Source organism: Gemmatimonadota bacterium (genome assembly GCA_016713785.1).
In the GTDB taxonomy this organism is placed as follows: Bacteria; Gemmatimonadota; Gemmatimonadetes; order Gemmatimonadales; family GWC2-71-9; genus JADJOM01.
Window position 1 is genome coordinate 295,577 of sequence record JADJOM010000003.1, and the last position, 15,963, is coordinate 311,539.

Sequence of the window (15,963 nt, forward strand, 5' to 3'; positions counted from 1 at the left end):
GGGCTTTCGGTCTTTCCGGGCCGGGCGCGGCCGGGGCTCAGCTGCCCCGCGCGGCGCTGTTCGAGGCTTCGGCCTGGGCCTCGGTGCGGAAGATGGTGGCGCGGTTGTCCTCCACCTTGACCGAGTTCTTGAGCGCGACCAGGTAGTTGCGCACCCGGTCCTGGCGGGCCTGCTGGATCTGGCGCGAGCGGTACTGGTCGATGGTCTTCACGAACTCCGCGGAGTCGGCGGCCTCCCGCTTGATGACCCGGACGACGTAGAGCCCCTCCTCGGTGTCGATCACGCCGCTCACCTTGCCCTCCGGGATGCCGAAGGCCGCGCCCACGAGGCGGGGATTGGGCAGCGGCGGCTGGAGCCGGGTGAACGGGCCCAGCTGCTGGTGGGGCAGGCGCAGCGCGGTGGCGGCCTGGTCGAGGGTGCTGCCCTCGCCGACGCGCTTGGTGAGGTCCGCGGCAATGGCCCGGGCCCCCTCCCACTTCCGCGCGTTCCGGGCGGCGCTGGCGGCGGCCTCCTTGATGGACTCGAAGGCGGGCACCCCGCCCGGGGTGAGGCTGTCCAGGCGGAAGAGGAAGTAGGCGTAGGTCAGCTCGATGATGCGACCGGTCTCGCCGGGCTTGGCCTGGAAGGCCCAGATCGCCGCGTCGGGGATCACCTGCACGCCGACCTGCACCCGGCCACCCTGCTGCAGCGGGTTGGCCTGGCCGATCCGCAGCCCGAGGCGCTGGGCGGCGCTGTCGAGGGCCGCCGGCTCCAGCTTCTCGGCCGCGAGCAGCTCGAGGCTGTCGGCGCGGGCGTCGAGGGCATCGCGGTGCGCGCCGGTGATCTCGATGGGAACCAGGATGTGCCGGGCCTGGACCTTGGCGCCGCTGCGCTTCTCCACCTTGATCAGGTGGTAGCCGAAGGCGCTCAGCACCGGCTCGGAGACCGTCCCGATGGGCAGGCTGAAGCTGGCCCGCTCGAACGCCGGGTCCATGGCGCCCCTGCCGAACTCGCCCAGGTCACCGCCCCGCTCCGCCGAGACCGAGTCGGACGACTCCCGCTTGGCCACCTCGTCGAACGGGGCGCCGGCCAGGATCTCCTTGCGGAGGTCCTCCGCCCGCTGCCGGGCGGCCGCGGAGTCGCTCGCGTCGGCCAGGCGGATGACCTCCACGTAGCTCAGGTGCGCGGTGGCGGGCCGCTCGAACTCGTCACGGTGCTTGTCGTAGTAGGCGCGGGCGTCGGCCTCGGTGACCGGCACGGCCGAGTCGGGGACGACGGCGCGCGGGACCACGGCCGCAAGCTCGATGGTGACCTTCTCGTTGGCGTCACGCCAGGCCTGCCACAGCGCGGGGTCGGAGAGGTAGACGTCGGCCGTGACCACCCGCAGCAGCTTGCCCTGGCGGATCTGGTCGCCGTACTGGGCCTCGAGCAGGGGGATCACCTGCGCCGCGGCGCTGGAGCGCAGCCACCGCTGGTACTTCTGCAGGTCGAACTGGCCATCGGTCTGGAATTCCGGCGAATTGAGCAGCTCGGTGGGCGGGTTGTTCTGGATCGCCTCGGCGATCTCGTCCGCGGTGACCGAGATCCCGCGCGCCTTGTACTCCCGCGCCAGGCTCTGGTCGGCGATGAGCTGGTCCCAGACCGCGTTGCGGGCGTCCTCGACCTCCTCGGCCCCGGCCGAGCGGCCACTCTGCTGCTGCCGGATTTCGAGTTCGCGCTGAACCATCTGCTGGTAGGTCGCCAGGGGGACCCGCACGCCGTCGATCTCGCCGACGGTGGTGCGGGACCCGCCGGTGACCTGGCTCCAGTCGACGCTGGTCACGACGAAGACGATCATGAGCACCGCGAAAACGCCGGCGGCGACCTTGCCCGCGATGCTCCGGAAGACTTGCATCATAGGGAACGGCCCTGCGTGGGGGTGGGACCGGGCGAAAAAGAGGGCTAAGTCTAAGCCCGGCAACGCGGAATCTCAAGCCGGGGCGGGCCGGACCCCGTTGACAGCCTTCCCTCGGCGGCCTAATCTTTATCCAATTCCCACAACGACTTACGACCAGGGCCGGGGATGCCACCAAACAGCGAGATCGAGAAGCTCGAGCGCCGTTGGAAGGAGAATCCCAAGGGAACCGTGTTCGCGCCCTATGCGGAGGTTCTCCGCAAGAACGGCGATCACCTCGAGGCCCGGGATGTCCTCCGCCAGGGCCTGGAGCTCCACCCCGACCACATTCCGGGCAACATCGTGCTCGGCCGCTGCTGTCTGGACCTCCGTGAGGACGGTCCGGCCGAGGCGGCGTTCATCCACGTGCTGGACCTCGACTCGGAGAACGTGATCGCCCTCAAGGCGCTCGCGGACATCACCGAGCGGCAGGGCCGCCTGATGGAGGCGCGCACCTGGCTGACCCGGCTGATCTCCGTGGATCCCAGCAACGACGAGGCGCGGGACCAGCTGGAGCGGGTGGACACTGCCCGCGAGGCCGCCGCCGCGGCGATGACCGCGCCGCTCACGGAGCAGAGCCCGCCGTCCGAGGCCGCCGCCTCCGAGACCACCGCCACGGTCGAGGTGGTGGCCCGGACCTTCGCGCCCCAACCCAGCACCATGGCCGAGGCGTCCTCCGGGGAGGTGTCGGAGGTGCCGCTCGATGTCGATGACGCCGTCGACGCCGCGCTGGGCGCCTACGACCCGCCGGCGCGGACCCGCGAAATCGTGGCGCCGGTGCCCGAGGAGCGGCTGCTCGACCTCGATGACGCCGACACGGTTCCGATCCTCCCCGTGGTGCCACGCGCGCCCGCGTCGATCGAGGACCTTGAACCGGTGGAACTCGACCTGGCCGAGGCCGCGCGTGAACTCGCGCCGGAGCCGCTGCTGGGCATCGAGTCGGACGAGCCGTTCGCGCCACCGCCCGCCTCGGGCGAGCCCGGCGTCTATGCCATCGGCGGGGACGACGTGGCCCCCCTCGAACTGCGCCCCTCCGGGCTGAGCGAGTTCCAGACCCCCGACGACAGCGCCGAGTTGCTGGAGCTGGCCTCCGGTGCCTCTGAATTCCAGGTCCCGGACGCCTCGAGCGAGCTCAAGCTGGCCGGCGCCGCCGGCTCGGAGTACCAGACGCCGAGTGGGGCGGAGGAGCTGCTCAGCCGGATCGCGCAGGTGCCCGAGCCGGAACCACCGCGCCTGCCGGAGCCGGAACCGGAGCCGCTGATCAGCGCCCCGCCGCCCTACGTCCCGGCGGGCCCGGTCACGACCGGCTTCGCCGCGATCACGCTGATGCCGACGGAGGAGCTTTCCACCACCGCGCCACCCGTGAGCGAGCCCCCTCCGCCGCAGCCCGTGGCGCCCGCCGCGCCCGCGGCGGAGATCACGCTCGAGGTGCCGGCCTACCAGGCGCCGGTGTCCCATGTGATCCCGACCGACGATGCCGTGCCGGAGCCGGAACCGGAGCCGGTATTGCACGAGGTAGAGGCCGAGCCGGAGCTGGAGCCGGTGTCGATCGTGGAGGAACTCACCGTGGCGAGTGGCCCGGTGGCCGAGGCGAGCGGCGTCGACGAGGCGGCCGAGTGGGAGGCGACCGTCCCGGAAGCGGAGCTCGAGCCGACGACGCCCGCGCGGCCCTCGGACCTGAAGCTGATCTTCCCCGAGGATGCCGGGGAGCCGGAGCCGCCGCGCGTGCGGCGGATCTCGCAGGAACTCGCCGCGCCCGAACCGGTCCCGGCCGAGCCGGAGCCGGTGGTGAGTGAGGCGGTCTCGGCCGAGCCTGCGCCCGTGCTCACCGAGAGCATGGCGGAGCTGTACGCCCGGCAGGGGCACGTGGCCGAGGCGCTCAACGTCTACCGGACCCTCCTGGCGCGACAGCCGAATGACGCGCGCCTGGCGGAGCGGGTCCGGCAGCTGGAGCAGCAGCGGGCGGCGGGTTCGCGCCGGCTCTCGTACGTGGCGGTGGACACCGGGGGCGAGTCGGTCGAGTCGTTCTTCCGTGGGCTGGCGGGGGCACGGCCGGCGGGGGTGGAAGGGGTCGTGGATGATGACGGCGAGGGTGCCCCGACCCGGCCGGCGCGGGATCCGCTCTCGCTGAGCGCGATCTTCGGCGAGGAGCCCGCGGCCAGCCAGACCCCCAAGGCCACCGAGCCGGTGCAGCGGGCCGGCGGGCCGGATGCCTTCTCGTTTGACCAGTTCTTCGGCGGCTCGGCGCCCGGCGGCTCCAGCACCGGGCCCCGCCAGGCCATGCCATCGGACGAGGATCTCGACCAGTTCCAGCACTGGCTCAAGAGCCTGAAGCGCTGATGCGGATCGCCGTCCTGAACGGCCCCAACCTCAATCTGCTCGGGACCCGCGAGCCCGAGGTGTACGGTCGTACCACGCTGCCCGAACTCGAGTCGCTGGTGCGGGCGGAGGCCGGCCGGCTGGGGGTCGAGCTGCACTGGTTCCAGACCAACCATGAGGGCGCCTTCGTGGACGCGGTGCAGGGGCTCCGCGGCCAGGCCGACGGCGCCCTCATCAACGCGGCGGCCTTTACCCATACCAGCCTCGCCATCCGGGACGCGGTGCTGGCGGTGCAGCTGCCGTTCGTCGAAGTGCACCTGTCGAACATCTTCGCGCGGGAGCCGGAACGCCGGCACTCCCGGCTGGCCGACCTGGCGGTGGGCATCGTCGCCGGCTTCGGCCCGCACGGGTACCTGCTCGGCCTCCAGGCGCTGGTGACCCGCCTCCGTGGCTGACCCGCGCGAGGCGCGGCAGGCGGCGCTTCGCACCCTGCTCGCGGCCGACGGATTCGAGCAGCTGCTGGTGCAGTCGCTGCCGAACATCCGCTACCTGACCGGCTTCAGCGGATCGGCCGGCGTCCTGCTGGTCCGGCGGGACGACCAGGTGCTGGTCACCGACTTCCGGTACGCGGCGCAGGCCCCGCGCGAAGTCGGCGGCGCGGCGCGGGTGGAGGTGGACCAGACCAGCGTGTGGGACCGGCTGCGCAAGGTACTGGCGGAGCGGCCCGGCGCCGGGACGGCGTTCGAGGCGCACGTGGCCACGGTCCGGGACCGCGAGCGCCTGGAGGGGTTGCTGCCGGGGCGGAGCTGGACCCCGGCGCCCGCGCTGGTGGAACGGCTGCGCGCGGTGAAGGATGCGGGAGAGGTGGCGGCGATCCGCCGGGCCGCGGCGCTGGCCCAGGCGGCCCTGGCCGAGACGCTCCCCGCGATCCGGGCCGGCCAGTCCGAGTACGAGGTGGCGGCGCTGCTGGAGGGCGCGCTGCGGCGCCGCGGGAGCGAATGGCATCCGTTCCCGACGATCGTGGCGTCGGGGCCGCGGGCGGCGCTGCCCCACGCGCGCACCAGCGAGCGCGTGCTGGCGCGCGGGGAGTGGCTGCTGCTTGACTTCGGTGCGCAGGTGGACGGATACTGTGCCGATCTCACGCGCACCTTCCTGGTCGGCGCCCGCGCCGACGAGCGCCAGCGCACGGTGTACGACACCGTGCGGCGGGCCCAGCGCCGCGCGCTGGACCACGTGCGCGCCGGGATGAGCGGCAAGGATGCCGACCTCCTGGCGCGCGAGGTGATCGCCCGGCAGGGGTACGGCGAGTCGTTCGGGCATTCGCTGGGACACGGGCTGGGGCTCGAGGTGCACGAGGCGCCCCGGCTCTCGCCCACCGCGGAGGCGGCGCTGCCGGCCGGCGCGGTGGTCACGGTGGAACCCGGGATCTATCTTCCGGGCTGGGGCGGGGTGCGGCTGGAGGATGACGTGCACCTGACGCCGGACGGCCCGGAGCTGTTGTCCGACAATCGCGTGGACCTGTTGGAGCTGGTCTAGCGGCCACCCGCAACCTGACGGCTCATGAACACCAAAGACACGCAGGATCTTGCCCGGCTGATCGGGAAGGTGCCCGGCATCAAGTCGGTCGAGCTCAAGGACGTCCGCAAGCTCGCGGAACTGCTGCACGAGTTCCCCGAGATCGGCTCCATCGAGGTGAAGGGCTTCTTCGACACCGGCGTGGTGATCACCCGGACCGGGAACGGGCCGGCGCATCCCGCGCCGATGCCGCTGGCCATGCACACGATGCACGCCGCCCCCGCGGGCGGGGCACCGGCGGCGCCCGCCCCCGTCGCGGCGGCGGCCCCGGCGGCGGCGCCCTCCTCGCTCAAGGACGTGAAGTCGCCGATGGTGGGCACGTTCTACAAGTCGCCGGAACCGGGCGCCGAGGCCTACGTGAAGGTGGGGAGCCGGATCTCGGTGGGGCAGACGGTCTGCATCATCGAGGCGATGAAGATCATGAACGAGATCGAGGCCGAGGTGTCGGGCGTGGTGAAGGAGGTCCTGGTGGACGACGCCCAGCCGGTCGAGTTCGGCACCGTGCTGTTCCGGGTGGACCCCAATGGCTGACGTGACGGGCCCGGCGGCGCTGCAGCCGCCGTTCAACTTCAAGCAGGCCATCTCGCTGATGGTGCAGCGGAACGGCTCGGACCTGCACCTCAAGGTGGGCCGGCCGCCGACCATCCGCGTCAACGGCGACCTCGCCGGCCTGGAGATGCAGCCGCTCAAGCCCGAGGACCTCAAGCTGCTGGCGGAGCAGATCATGACGCCGCGGCAGGTCAAGGAGTTCGCCGAGAAGAAGGAGGCGGACTTCGCCATCGGCGTGCCGGGCGTGGGGCGCTTCCGCACCAACATCTACCAGCAGCGCGGCACCCTGGCGTTCGCCTTCCGGGCCATCCCGTACGAGGTCAAGACCGTCCGGGAGCTCGAGCTGCCGGAGGTGCTGGAGGAGATCTCGCTCAAGCCGCGCGGGCTGGTGCTGGTCACCGGCGTGACCGGCTCGGGCAAGTCGACCAGCCTGGCCGCGATGATCAACCACGTGAACCAGAACCGCCGGGTGAACGTGATCACCATCGAGGACCCGATCGAGTTCCTGCACCGGGACCTCATGGCGAACATCTCCCAGCGCGAGGTGGGCAGCGACACGCTGTCGTTCGGGCTGGCGCTGCGGCACGTGCTGCGGCAGGACCCGGACGTGATCCTCATCGGCGAGATCCGCGACGCCGAGACGCTCGACGTGGCCCTCAAGGCCGCCGACACGGGGCACCTGGTGTTCTCCACCCTGCACACCACCGACGCCACCCAGACGATCAACCGGGTCATCTCGTTCTACCCGCCGCACCAGCACCAGGAGATCCGCTCGCTGCTCTCCACCGCGCTGGCGGCGGTGGTCTGCCTCCGGCTGGTGCCCCGCAAGGACGGCAAGGGGCGGGTGCCGGCGGCCGAGGTGCTGATCAACACCGCCGCGGTGGCCGACAACATCCGCGACATCGAGAAGGCGCTCAACATCCCCGACCTCATCTCCGAGGGCACCGAGGCGTACGGGATGCAGAGCTTCGACCAGTCGCTCATGCGGTGGTACCGCGAGGGCGCGATCACCTACGAGAGCGCCCTCTTCTACTCCACCAATCCCAGCGAGTTCGCGCTGCGGGCCTCCGGCATCAGCTCGGCCTCCGACCGGACCTTCACCGGCATCGGCGAGGCGGGTGCGGGCAGTGCCCCGCCGGACCTCTCCCGGGACCTGACGCCCTGATGCCGTGCCCCGCACGGGAGGCCGGCCGCGCCCCGGGCGGGGCCGCCGGCGACGGAGACGCGCGTGTTTAGGAAAGTGCTCATCGCCAACCGGGGCGAGATCGCCCTGCGGGTGATCCGCGCCTGCCGCGAGCTCGGCATCGAGACCGTGGCCGTCTACAGCGAGGCCGACCGCGAGTCGCTGCACGTGCGCTTCGCCGACGACGACGTCTGCATCGGGCCGCCGCCCGGCCGGCAGTCGTACCTCAAGATCCCCCACCTGATCGCGGCCGCCGAGATCACCGGCGCCGACGCCATCCACCCGGGCTACGGCTTCCTGGCCGAGAACGCGGAATTCTCCGACACCTGCAAGGCGTCGGGCATCACGTTCATCGGGCCCTCGGGCGACCAGATCCGCGCCATGGGCGACAAGGCCACCGCCAAGCGCCTGGCCCAGGAGGCGGGCGTCCCCACGGTGCCCGGCACCCCCGGCACCATCCAGAGCGTGGAGGAGGCGCTGGCCCACGTGGAGCGGATCGGGTTCCCGGTCATCATCAAGGCCACCGCCGGCGGCGGTGGCAAGGGCATGCGGGTGGCGCTCGACGCCGACCAGTTCGCGCAGTCGTTCTCGCTGGCCCAGAACGAGGCGCTGGCGGCCTTCGGCAACGGCGAGGTCTACGTCGAGAAGTACCTCGCCCGGCCGCGGCACGTCGAGATCCAGGTGATGGGGGATACCCACGGCAAGGTGGTCCACTTCGGCGAGCGGGACTGCTCGGTCCAGCGCCGGCACCAGAAGCTCATCGAGGAGAGCCCGAGCCCCGCGCTCACGGTGGAGCTCCGCGCCGCCATGGGCGAGGCGGCGGTCCGGCTGGCCGCCGCCATCAGCTACGTCGGCGCCGGCACCCTCGAGTTCCTGCTCGACGAGGACGGCAGCTTCTACTTCATGGAGATGAACACCCGCATCCAGGTGGAGCACCCGGTGACCGAGATGGTCACCAGCTTCGACCTGGTGAAGGAGCAGATCCGGGTGGCGGCGGGCGACCCGATCAGCTTCCGCGGGGAGGGGGGGCGGCTGCGGGGGCACGCCATCGAGTGCCGCATCAACGCCGAGGATCCCTACCGCAACTTCCAGCCCTCGCCGGGGCTCATCACCGCGTACCACCCGCCCGGCGGCCCCGGGGTGCGGCTCGACACCCACGTGTACGCCGGCTACACCGTGCCGCCGTACTACGACTCGCTGCTGGCCAAGGTGATCGTGCACGGCAACACCCGCGAGGAGGCGCTGGCCCGGATGGGCCAGGCGCTCGACGGGTTCATCATCGAGGGCGTGACCACCACGATCCCGTTCCTCAGCCGCATCATCCGGCACCCGGAGTTCGCCGCCGGCCATGTGGACACGAAGTTCCTCGAGCGCCACCCGGAGCTGCTCCGCCCCGAAGCATGACCCTCGACGTGGTGTTCACCCCTGCCGGCCTCATCCCAGGTGAGGTCCAGGGTCGCGTGGTCTTCGTCATCGACATCCTCCGGATGAGCACGACGATCGCCGCGGCGCTCGCCGCCGGGGCGCGCGCCGTGGTGCCCGTGGCCAGCACCGAGGAGGCGCTCCGCCTGGCCGAGACGCTCGGCAAGGACGAGACGGTCCTCGCCGGGGAGCGGCACTGCGAGCGGATCCCCGGCTTCGACCTGGGCAACTCCCCCGCGGAGATGACCGCCGACGCCGTGAAGGGGCGGACCGTCGTCATGACCACCTCCAACGGCACCGGCGCCCTGCTCGCCGTGGCGAGCGGCAACCCGGTCTACGTGGCGGCCGCGGTGAACTTCTCCGCCGTCACGGCCCGGGCCCGCGAGGCGTGGCTGGCCGGGGAGCCCCTGCTCGTGGTCTGCGCCGGCCGCGAGCAGCGCTTTTCGCTCGACGATGCCTACGCCGCCGGCCGCCTGGTCGAGGCCACCCTGGGCGGGGGGCGCGGCCGGAAGGGCCTCAACGACGGGGCGCTGGCCGCCCTGGACCTGGTGCGGCGCTACGGCCGGCGCTGGGAGCGGCCCCTGCTGGCCAGCCAGGGGGGCCGCGACCTGCTCGCCCTCGACCTCAAGGCCGACATCGCCGAGGCGGCCCGGGTCGACGCCCACCCGGTGCTCCCCCTCTTCAGCAATCGCCGGGTCACCGCGGTACCTTCCACCGCATGAGCGAGCAGGGCCGCCGCCACCTGAGCGCGATCATCGCGCTCATCCTCGGGAGCTTCCTCGGGCTCACGCTCCTCCCCGTACACCTGACCGGGCCGCTCGGCGAGTGGCTCGGCGCGTTCCTCTGGCGCGGCCTCGGCCTCGGCGCCCTCGGGTTCCCGCTGCTGGGCCTGGGGCTGGGCCTCGCCGGGTTCGACCGCCTCCCCGCGCTCGACATGAAGCGGGCCGCGATCCTGGTCGTGGGCCTCGCCATCCTGCTCCCCTTCCTGCTCGGCGTCCTGACCGGGGTCGAACCCCGGCTCTACGACAGCGGCGCCCTGGCGCCGCGGCTCACGGGCGTGCTGCCGGGGTTCCTCGCCTTCTACACGGTGAAGGCCATCGGCGTGGCCGGCGGCTTCCTGCTCGGCCTGCTGCTGCTCTCGGCGCTCACCATCCTCACCATCGCGTGGCACCCCTTCCTGCGGCTGGTCAAGGCCGAGGGGGCAGAGGCCGCGCCGCCGGTGGCGGAGCCGGCGCGCGCCAAGGCGCGGATCGCCGAACCGGTGGTCGAGCCCGAGGACGACCCGCCGCCCTTCGCGCCGCCCCGCAAGGAGAAGAAGCCGAAGAAGCCGGCCAAGGCGGTCGAGGTGCTGATCGGCGACCCGGCCGACGACGACGTGCTGCCGCCGGTGGAGCTGCTGCAGGCGCCCCCGCCCATCGAGAAGGACGCCGGCGTGGCGGAGCTCGACCGGCTGGGGCAGGTGCTGCTGGAGACGCTCAAGACCTTCAAGGTCGAGGGGAGCATCGGCGGGCGGACCACCGGGCCGGTGGTCACCCAGTTCGAGGTGGTGCCGGCGCCGGGGGTGAAGGCGGGGCGGATCGCGGCGCTCGCCGACGACATGGCCATCACCATGCGGGCCCAGTCCATCCGGGTGGCCCCGATCCCGGGCAAGGGCGCGGTGGGCGTCGAGATCCCCAATCCCACCAAGCGCATGGTGACCCTGCGGGAGCTCATCGAGGCGGGGGAGTGGGACGAGACCCGCGCCGTGCTGCCGATCGCGCTGGGCCGCGACCTCGAGGGCAAGGCGGTGGTGGCCGACCTGGCCAAGATGCCGCACCTGCTCATCGCCGGCGCCACCGGCTCGGGCAAGTCGGTGGCCATCAACACCATCATCACCAGCCTGGTGTACCGCTACACGCCGAAGCAGCTGCGCTTCCTGATGGTCGACCCGAAGATGGTCGAGCTGTCGATGTACAACGCGCTGCCGCACCTCCGGCACAAGGTCATCACCAACAACAACGACGCCGCCGCGCTGCTCAAGTGGGCCGAGATGGAGATGCAGCGGCGCTACGAACTGCTGCACGCCAACGGCGCCCGCAACCTGGCCGACTTCAACCGCAAGGCCGAGGAAGGCAAGCCGCTGCGCAATCCGCCGCGGCCCCAGGCCACCCTCTCCACCCTCAGCGCCGAGGCGGAACCGGGGGCCCCGGAGGCGCCGGACGACGGCGTCTACAAGGAAGGGCCGCTGCCGTTCATCGTGATGATCGTCGACGAGCTGGCCGACCTCATGATGACGGTGCAGGGGGAGATCGAGCCGCCGCTGGCGCGGCTGGCGCAGAAGGCGCGGGCCATCGGCATTCACCTCATCCTGGCCACCCAGCGCCCCAGCGTGAACGTGCTGACGGGCCTCATCAAGGCCAACTTCCCGAGCCGGATCGCGTTCCGGGTGGCCTCCAAGGTGGACAGCCGCACCATCCTCGACCAGAACGGCGCCGAGGCGCTGCTCGGCAACGGCGACATGCTCTTCCTGCCGCCGGGCAAGAGCGAGCCGCAGCGCATCCAGGGGGCGTACATCGCCACCGAGGAGACGGAGCGGCTGATGGACTGGTTCGACGCGCGGCGGGCGGCGCGGGTGGCCGCCGCCGGCGGCGCCGACGCCGCGGCCCAGCGGGAGCAGGATATCCTGGCCATGGTCCGGGCCCTGGAGGCCATGGAGGACGGCGGCGGGTCGGGGAGCTTCGACGGCGAGCGCGACGCGCTGTTCCGCGACGCCGCGGAGCTCTGCGTGCAGAACCAGGGCGGTTCCACCAGCCTGCTGCAGCGGCGGCTCTCGATCGGCTACGGCCGCGCCGCGCGCATCATCGACCAGCTGCACATGGCCGGCATCCTCGGCCCCGCGACGCCGGGCTCCAGCAAGCCGCGCGAGGTGCTGATCGGGATCGACCAGGTCGACGAGTACTGCCAGTAGGCCAGGGGCCCCCGCCTACCGCCCCGGGCGCAGCGAGATCCCGATCGCGGCCGACGCGCCGCCCCGGCGCAGCGCCCCGTCGTAGGTCGACAGGCGGAGGTCGGTGTACACGCCCACGTGGCGGCCCAGCCAGACCCGCAGGTCGAGGTTGCCGTAGAGGAATCCCCCGAGCCCGCCGTCGTCGTATGCCGTGAGCGCGTAGCCGCCGAACCCCACCCCCAGCGCCGCTTCCCCGCGAGTCCCGAACCGCCCGAACTGGACCCCGGTGGACAGGCTGACGATCCCGCTCGGTTCGTCGTACAGCACTCCGCTGAGCGACTCCAGCCGCGCCACCCACTCGACCGGCGGCGCCAGCCGCGTGGCGAGGCCCAGCTGGATGCCGTCGAAGCCGGCGCCTGGCCGATCGGTCATGCCGTGGAGGCTGTAGCCCGCGACCAGGGTGGTCTGCGCCGCGAGCCCGATCGGGAGGAGCAGGAGGGCGAGCCACAGGCCCGCGCGGCGGTCAGGGTGACACGGTACGGCGCCTGGTGTGACGTGTCGCATGGACGCGTCCCGGTGGAGAGGGCGGCTGCGAAGGGCAGCGTAGCGGGCTGGCGGGGTCCCTCCGTTGCGGGACGCGACAACCGCTGGCCGGCGAAGCGTTGGTGTGGCAGCGATCGTGCCGGGCGCGCTCAGCCGGGCCGGCCGCCCTCCGCGCCCACCACCGAGCCCACCACCTGCATGAACGCCTGCACCACCGGGCGCGCGCGGTCCTTGCGCCACGCCGCCGCAATGCGGGTCTCGGCGCTGGCGCTGGGGATGGGGCGGTAGCGGACCCCGCGCCAGCCGAGCTTCTCCACCGAGGCGGGCAGGATGGAGACGCCGATCCCCGCCTCCACCAGGCTCACGCTGGTGTACAGCTCGCGGCTCTCCTCCACCACGCGGGGCGTGAAGCCGGCGGCCCGGCAGAGGCCCAGCACTTGCGCGTACAGCCCGGGGGCCAGCTCCTCGGGGAAGAGGACGAACGGCTCCTCGGCCAGGTGCCGGACGGCGATGGTGGGGCGGGCGGCGAGCGGGTGGCTCTTGTTCACCGCGATGCGGAGCGGCTCGCGCATCACGGTCACGATCTCGAGTTCCGGATCGGGCCGCGGCTCCCGGACGAAGCCGATGTCGATCTCGCCCGCCTTGATCCCGGCGAGCTGCGGACCGGTGGGCATCTCCCGGAGGTCGAGGTGCACCCCCGGGTACCGGCCACGGAACTCGCGGATGACCTCGGGCAGGGCCAGGAACATCACGGTGGCGGCGAAGGCCACCCGGAGCTCCCCCAGCTCGCCCCGGCCGGCGCGGCGGGTGGCCTCGAAGGCCTCGGTGGCGGCGGCCAGGACCCGGCGGGCCTCGACCAGGAGGGTGGCGCCGCCATCGGTGAGCTGGACCCGTCGGCTGGTGCGCTCGAACAGGCGCACCCCGACCACCTGCTCCAGGCGCTGGATCTGCTGGGAGAGCGGCGGCTGGGCGATGCCGAGGCGGCGGGCGGCGCGGCCGAAGTGGAGCTCTTCGGCCACGGCGACGAAGTAGCGGAGGTGCCTGAGTTCGAGCTTGGTGATCATAGGTTGTTGATATCAATATAATCCGATCACGATATTGGACATATGAGTGGGCCGGCGCTAGGTTGGGCCGTTGGCCACCGCTCCGGCGCCCGCCGGGGGGTGGCTTACCATCCGCGCCCCTACCGGAGCCGCCGCCCATGGCCACCCAGGTCCTCTCCTCCGCCCAGGCCCCCGTCGCCGATCCGTTCCCGATCAACGGCACCGACTACGTCGAGTTCTACGTCGGCAACGCCAAGCAGGCGAGCCACTACTACCGCACCGCCTTCGGCTTCCAGCTGGCCGGGTACCGCGGGCCGGAGACCGGGGTGCGCGACCGGGCGAGCTACCTGCTGGTGCAGGACAAGATCCGCTTCGTCCTCACCTCCCCGATGCATCCCGACAGCCCCATCGCGCAGCACCACCTGACGCACGGCGACGGGGTGCGGGACCTCGCGCTGTGGGTGGACGACTGCCGCCAGTCGTTCGCCTACGCGGTGGCGCGGGGCGCGGTGGTGGTCCAGGAGCCGACCGTGCTCGCCGACGGGGACGGCGAGGTGGTCGTCGCGGCCATCCGCACCTACGGCGACACCATCCACAGCCTGGTGGAGCGCCGCAACTACCGCGGGCTCTTCCTGCCGGGCTTCCGGCCGGTGAGCGCGCGCTACCAGCCGGCGCCGGTGGGGCTCAAGTACGTGGATCACTGCGTGGGCAACGTCGAGCTGGGCAAGATGAACGAGTGGGTGGGCTTCTACGAGCGGGTGATGGGCTTCAAGAACCTGCTCAGCTTCGATGACAAGGACATCTCCACCGAATATTCGGCCCTGATGTCCAAGGTGATGGCCAACGGCAACGAGCGGATCAAGTTCCCGATCAACGAGCCGGCCAGCGGCAAGAAGAAGTCCCAGATCGAGGAGTACCTCGACTTCTACCACGGCCCCGGGGTGCAGCACATCGCCGTGGCCACCGACAACATCATCGCCACGGTGAGCGCGCTGCAGGCCCGGGGGGTGGAGTTCCTGACCGTGCCCGGCTCCTACTACGACGAGCTGTTCGACCGGGTGGGTGCGATCGACGAGGACCTCGCCCCGCTGCGCGAGCTCGGGATCCTGGTGGACCGTGATGACGAGGGCTACCTGCTGCAGATCTTCACCAAGCCGGTGGAGGACCGCCCCACCGTGTTCTACGAGATCATCCAGCGGAAGGGCGCCAAGAGCTTCGGCAAGGGGAACTTCAAGGCGCTGTTCGAGTCGATCGAGCGGGAGCAGGCGCTCCGGGGGAACCTCTAGATGCCGTTCTACCACCAGGTGGGGCAGGTCCCGCGCAAGCGGCACATCGTGTTCCGGCGCCCCGACGGCGGGCTGTACGCCGAGGAGCTGATGGGCCACGAGGGGTTCGTGGGCACCTCGGCCCTGCTGTACCACACCCACCCGCCCACCACGATCAAGTCGGCCCGCAAGGTGCGCGACATCGTCTGGGAGGCCGACGCCGGCACCAGCCTGCGGCACCGGCACTTCCTCACCAGCCGGGTGCGCAAGGGCGGCAGCCCCACCCTCGACCGGATCCCGCTGCTGTTCAACAGCGACATCGGGATGCTGTACGTGGAGCCGGACACCAACGACGCCCATTGCTACCGGAACAGCCAGGCCGACGAGTGCATCTACGTGGTGGAGGGGCAGGGGACGCTGGAATCGGTCTTCGGGGACCTGCCGTTCCGGGCCGGCGACTACGTGGTGATCCACCGCAACATCCTGCATCGCTGGCGGCTCGACCTCTCCGCGGGCCCGGTCAAGTTCGTGGTGTTCGAGAGCCGGGGGCACATCCGGTTTCCCCGCCGCTACATGAACGACGTGGGCCAGCTGCTCGAGGGGGCGCCCTTCTGCGAGCGCGACATCCGGCGGCCGATGGAGGTCCACCCGCACGATGAGAAGGGGGACTTCCCGCTCCTCGTCAAGCAGTACGACGCCCTCAACGAGATGGTCCTCGACCACCACCCCTTCGACGTGGTGGGCTGGGACGGGTACTTCTACCCCTGGATCTTCAACATCAACGACTTCGAGCCGATCGTGGGCCGGATCCACCAGCCGCCCCCGGTGCACCAGACCTTCCAGGGCGACGGCTTCGTGATCTGTTCCTTCTGCCCGCGGCCCTACGACTTCGATCCGCAGGCGGTCCCGGCGCCGTACAACCACTCCAACGTGGACTCGGACGAGGTGCTCTTCTACGCCTCGAGCGAGTTCATGAGCCGGAAGGGGATCGAGTACGGCTCCATCACCCACCACCCCGATGGGCTGCCCCACGGGCCGCATCCGGGCCGGGCGGAGGCCTCGATCGGCGCCAAGGCCACCAACGAGCTGGCGGTGATGATGGACTCGTTCCGTCCGCTCCGGGTGGCCCGGCCCGCCCTGGACATCGAGGACCCGGACTACCACAAGAGCTGGCTCGACCGCCAGCACGCGCAGTTCAACCCGCCGACCACGTGACCCGGCGGCTG

Annotated in this window: 13 protein-coding genes; 10 read left to right on the forward strand and 3 right to left on the reverse strand. The window is 71.6% G+C overall.

The features are described from left to right. Nucleotides 1–37: 37 nt before the first annotated feature. Complete coding sequence (locus IPJ95_08975) at nt 38–1,873, reverse strand: peptidyl-prolyl cis-trans isomerase (protein MBK7923751.1); 1,836 nt, start codon at nt 1,871–1,873, stop codon at nt 38–40. A 168-nt stretch (nt 1,874–2,041) separates the two neighbouring features. Between IPJ95_08975 and IPJ95_08980 the strand changes: the two genes are divergently transcribed. From IPJ95_08980 to IPJ95_09015, 8 genes are all read left to right on the forward strand, one after another. Next, the gene (locus IPJ95_08980) at nt 2,042–4,252 is read left to right on the forward strand and encodes a tetratricopeptide repeat protein (GenBank protein ID MBK7923752.1); all 2,211 of its coding nucleotides are present in this window, start codon (nt 2,042–2,044) and stop codon (nt 4,250–4,252) included. Continuing rightward, nucleotides 4,252–4,686, forward strand: a complete 435-nt coding sequence (aroQ, locus tag IPJ95_08985; GenBank protein MBK7923753.1) for a type II 3-dehydroquinate dehydratase — start codon at nt 4,252–4,254, stop codon at nt 4,684–4,686. Before IPJ95_08980 ends, aroQ begins: the two co-directional genes overlap by 1 nt. Continuing rightward, on the forward strand, nt 4,679–5,767 hold the full coding sequence (locus IPJ95_08990; GenBank protein MBK7923754.1) for an aminopeptidase P family protein: 1,089 nt from the start codon (nt 4,679–4,681) through the stop codon (nt 5,765–5,767). Before aroQ ends, IPJ95_08990 begins: the two co-directional genes overlap by 8 nt. Before the next feature lie 24 nt (nt 5,768–5,791). Next, nucleotides 5,792–6,337, forward strand: a complete 546-nt coding sequence (accB, locus tag IPJ95_08995; GenBank protein ID MBK7923755.1) for an acetyl-CoA carboxylase biotin carboxyl carrier protein — start codon at nt 5,792–5,794, stop codon at nt 6,335–6,337. Then, nucleotides 6,330–7,520 carry a PilT/PilU family type 4a pilus ATPase gene (locus tag IPJ95_09000; protein MBK7923756.1) on the forward strand — a complete coding sequence of 397 codons (1,191 nt, stop codon included), beginning with the start codon at nt 6,330–6,332 and terminating at the stop codon, nt 7,518–7,520. Before accB ends, IPJ95_09000 begins: the two co-directional genes overlap by 8 nt. Nucleotides 7,521–7,583: 63 nt before the next feature. Then, on the forward strand, nt 7,584–8,942 hold the full coding sequence (gene accC, locus IPJ95_09005; GenBank protein ID MBK7923757.1) for an acetyl-CoA carboxylase biotin carboxylase subunit: 1,359 nt from the start codon (nt 7,584–7,586) through the stop codon (nt 8,940–8,942). After that, nucleotides 8,939–9,682: a 2-phosphosulfolactate phosphatase gene (locus tag IPJ95_09010; protein MBK7923758.1), complete on the forward strand. Its 744-nt coding sequence runs from the start codon at nt 8,939–8,941 to the stop codon at nt 9,680–9,682. Before accC ends, IPJ95_09010 begins: the two co-directional genes overlap by 4 nt. Then, nucleotides 9,679–11,907, forward strand: coding sequence for a DNA translocase FtsK (locus IPJ95_09015; protein ID MBK7923759.1), 2,229 nt, complete (start codon nt 9,679–9,681; stop codon nt 11,905–11,907). The genes IPJ95_09010 and IPJ95_09015 overlap by 4 nt, the downstream gene beginning before the upstream one ends. Before the next feature lie 15 nt (nt 11,908–11,922). On the opposite strand, the gene IPJ95_09020 is transcribed toward IPJ95_09015, so the two are convergent. Both IPJ95_09020 and IPJ95_09025 read right to left on the reverse strand, forming a co-directional pair. Next, nucleotides 11,923–12,450, reverse strand: a complete 528-nt coding sequence (locus IPJ95_09020) for a hypothetical protein (GenBank protein ID MBK7923760.1) — start codon at nt 12,448–12,450, stop codon at nt 11,923–11,925. Between the two features lie 128 nt (nt 12,451–12,578). Then, on the reverse strand, nt 12,579–13,493 hold the full coding sequence (locus tag IPJ95_09025; GenBank protein MBK7923761.1) for a LysR family transcriptional regulator: 915 nt from the start codon (nt 13,491–13,493) through the stop codon (nt 12,579–12,581). 137 nt (nt 13,494–13,630) lie between these two features. Here IPJ95_09025 and hppD point away from each other — a divergent pair, with 137 nt between their 5' ends. Both hppD and IPJ95_09035 read left to right on the forward strand, forming a co-directional pair. Then, on the forward strand, nt 13,631–14,758 hold the full coding sequence (gene hppD / locus IPJ95_09030; GenBank protein MBK7923762.1) for a 4-hydroxyphenylpyruvate dioxygenase: 1,128 nt from the start codon (nt 13,631–13,633) through the stop codon (nt 14,756–14,758). Beyond that, on the forward strand, nt 14,759–15,952 hold the full coding sequence (locus IPJ95_09035; GenBank protein MBK7923763.1) for a homogentisate 1,2-dioxygenase: 1,194 nt from the start codon (nt 14,759–14,761) through the stop codon (nt 15,950–15,952). It begins immediately after the preceding gene. Nucleotides 15,953–15,963 lie beyond the last annotated feature (11 nt).

Bases quoted from the DNA above. Each gene is read 5' to 3' on its own strand.
- IPJ95_08975 (MBK7923751.1), bottom strand. From the start codon at position 1,873: ATGCAAGTCTTCCGGAGCATCGCGGGCAAGGTCGCCGCCGGCGTTTTC.
- IPJ95_08980 (MBK7923752.1), top strand. From the start codon at position 2,042: ATGCCACCAAACAGCGAGATCGAGAAGCTCGAGCGCCGTTGGAAGGAG.
- aroQ (MBK7923753.1), top strand. From the start codon at position 4,252: ATGCGGATCGCCGTCCTGAACGGCCCCAACCTCAATCTGCTCGGGACC.
- accB (MBK7923755.1), top strand. From the start codon at position 5,792: ATGAACACCAAAGACACGCAGGATCTTGCCCGGCTGATCGGGAAGGTG.
- IPJ95_09000 (MBK7923756.1), top strand. From the start codon at position 6,330: ATGGCTGACGTGACGGGCCCGGCGGCGCTGCAGCCGCCGTTCAACTTC.
- IPJ95_09010 (MBK7923758.1), top strand. From the start codon at position 8,939: ATGACCCTCGACGTGGTGTTCACCCCTGCCGGCCTCATCCCAGGTGAG.
- IPJ95_09015 (MBK7923759.1), top strand. From the start codon at position 9,679: ATGAGCGAGCAGGGCCGCCGCCACCTGAGCGCGATCATCGCGCTCATC.
- IPJ95_09020 (MBK7923760.1), bottom strand. From the start codon at position 12,450: ATGCGACACGTCACACCAGGCGCCGTACCGTGTCACCCTGACCGCCGC.
- IPJ95_09025 (MBK7923761.1), bottom strand. From the start codon at position 13,493: ATGATCACCAAGCTCGAACTCAGGCACCTCCGCTACTTCGTCGCCGTG.
- hppD (MBK7923762.1), top strand. From the start codon at position 13,631: ATGGCCACCCAGGTCCTCTCCTCCGCCCAGGCCCCCGTCGCCGATCCG.
- IPJ95_09035 (MBK7923763.1), top strand. From the start codon at position 14,759: ATGCCGTTCTACCACCAGGTGGGGCAGGTCCCGCGCAAGCGGCACATC.